Source organism: Micromonospora sp. ZG13 (genome assembly GCF_059359355.1).
In genome coordinates this window covers 1-2,158 of record NZ_JCADBQ010000039.1, presented here as the reverse complement: position 1 = coordinate 2,158, position 2,158 = coordinate 1, and the positions used below count along the sequence as shown (strand labels likewise).

Here is a 2,158-nt window from a genome sequence, read left to right as displayed (position 1 = left end):
GATGTGCGGTGGGATCGGTTTGTGCCGTCGTTTACGGCGTTGCGGCCGTCTCGACTGTTCACCGAAATCCCCGAAGCCCGGTCGGCGATCGAGGCGGCGGCCCGCGCGGAAACCGCTCCCACCGATCAGGCCTCCGCACTCCGCCAGCGGCTGGCGGCGCTGACGCCGACGGAGGTCGAGGCGTCCCTTCTGGACCTCGTGCGGTCCCAGGTCGCCTCGGTGCTCGGGCACGCCACCGTCGAGGCGGTGGCACCCGACCGGGCGTTCCAACGCCTCGGCTTCGATTCGCTCACCGCCGTCGAGCTGCGCAACCGGCTGACCGCCGAAACGGGCCTCGCCCTGCCCTCCACCCTCGTCTTCGACCACCCGACGCCGGCCGCCCTCGTCGCCTTCATCCGGGAGGCGGTGCTCGGCGCACCGGGTGACGCGCCGGCCGAGCGCCGGATCACCGCCGTGGACGACGACCCGATCGTGATCGTCGGGATGGGCTGCCGCCTCCCGGGCGGCGTCGGATCGCCGGACGAACTGTGGCAACTGCTCTGCGCCGAGGGCGACGGCATCTCCGAGTTCCCCCTCGACCGGGGCTGGGACGGCTTCCTCAGCGGCGGCCTCTCCGACACGTCCTTCGTCCGCAGGGGTGGCTTCGTCTACGACGCCGGTGAGTTCGACGCCGAGTTCTTCGGCATCTCGCCGCGCGAGGCCCTCGCCATGGACCCGCAGCAGCGGCTGCTGCTGGAGACCTCGTGGGAGGCTGTCGAGTCGGCGGGCATCGACCCCACCAGCCTGAGGGGCGGCGCCGTCGGCGTCTTCGCCGGCGCGAGCTTCCAGGGGTACGCCAGCGGTTCGGTGGGTCGCGCCCAGGAGGTCGGCGGGCACCTGCTCACCGGCAACGCCACCAGCGTGTTGTCGGGTCGGGTGGCGTACTCCTTCGGGTTCGAGGGGCCGGCGGTGACGGTGGACACCGCGTGTTCGTCGTCGCTCGTGGCGCTGCACCTCGCGGCGCAGGCGCTGCGGTCCGGCGAGTGCGACCTCGCACTGGCCGGCGGCGTCACCGTGATGGCCTCACCGGCCACGTTCGCCGAGTTCTCCATCCAGGGCGGCCTGTCCGCCGACGGCCGGTGCAAGTCCTTCTCGGACGCGGCCGACGGCACCGGCTGGTCCGAGGGCGTCGGCATGCTGCTGGTGCAGCGGCTGTCGGACGCGCGGCGCGACGGCCGCCGGGTCCTCGCGGTGGTGCGCGGCACGGCGGTGAACCAGGACGGCGCGTCGAACGGGTTGACGGCGCCGAACGGTCCGTCGCAGCAGCGGGTGATCCGGCAGGCGCTGGCGTTCGCGGGTCTGTCGACGGCTGACGTGGACGTGGTGGAGGCGCACGGCACGGGTACGACGTTGGGTGATCCGATCGAGGCGCAGGCTCTGTTGGCGACGTATGGGCAGGGTCGGGATGTGCCGTTGTTGTTGGGGTCGGTGAAGTCGAACATCGGTCACACGCAGGCGGCTGCCGGGGTGGCCGGGATCATCAAGGTGATCTTGGCGATGCGGCACGGTGTGGTGCCGGCGACCCTGCACGTGGACGCGCCGTCGTCGCATGTGGACTGGTCGTCGGGTGCGGTGGAGTTGGTGACCGAGTCCCGGCAGTGGCCGGGCGTGGGGCGTGCGCGTCGTGCGGGTGTGTCGTCGTTCGGTATCTCGGGGACCAACGCGCACGTCATCATCGAGCAGCCGGAGTCGGTGGCGGAGCCCGCGCCGCAGTCGGAGCTGGGGCAGCTTGCGGCCGGGTCGGCAGTGGAGCCGCCCCCGGGGCTCGCGGCCGCGTCGGGTGCGGAGCCGGTGGCTGCGGCGGTGGAGCCCGGCATCGCGCCGGATGCGGTGCCGGTGGAGCCCGTGGCCGCGCCGGATGCGGCGCTGCACGGAGGAGCCGATCGGATCGGGTCGGCGGACGGGGTGTCGGTCTCGGCGTCTGCCGGGGGTGCTTCCGTGGCTTTGCCGGTGCCGTGGGTGGTGTCGGGTCGTTCGGAGCGGGGTTTGTCGGGTCAGGCTGGGCGGTTGGCGTCGTTCGTGCGGGACCGGTCCGACCTGTCGCCGGTGGATGTGTCGTGGTCGTTGGTGACGACGCGTGCGGCGTTGGAGCACCGTGCGGTGGTGTGGGGCTCGGACG

1 protein-coding gene is annotated in these 2,158 nt (G+C 72.7%); it reads left to right on the top strand.

Features of this window, described 5'->3' with window-relative positions; genetic code table 11:
• Positions 1 to 2,158, top strand: a 2,158-nt coding sequence (locus AC5L34_RS29425) for a type I polyketide synthase (RefSeq protein ID WP_494827903.1), incomplete at both ends; no start/stop codon positions are given.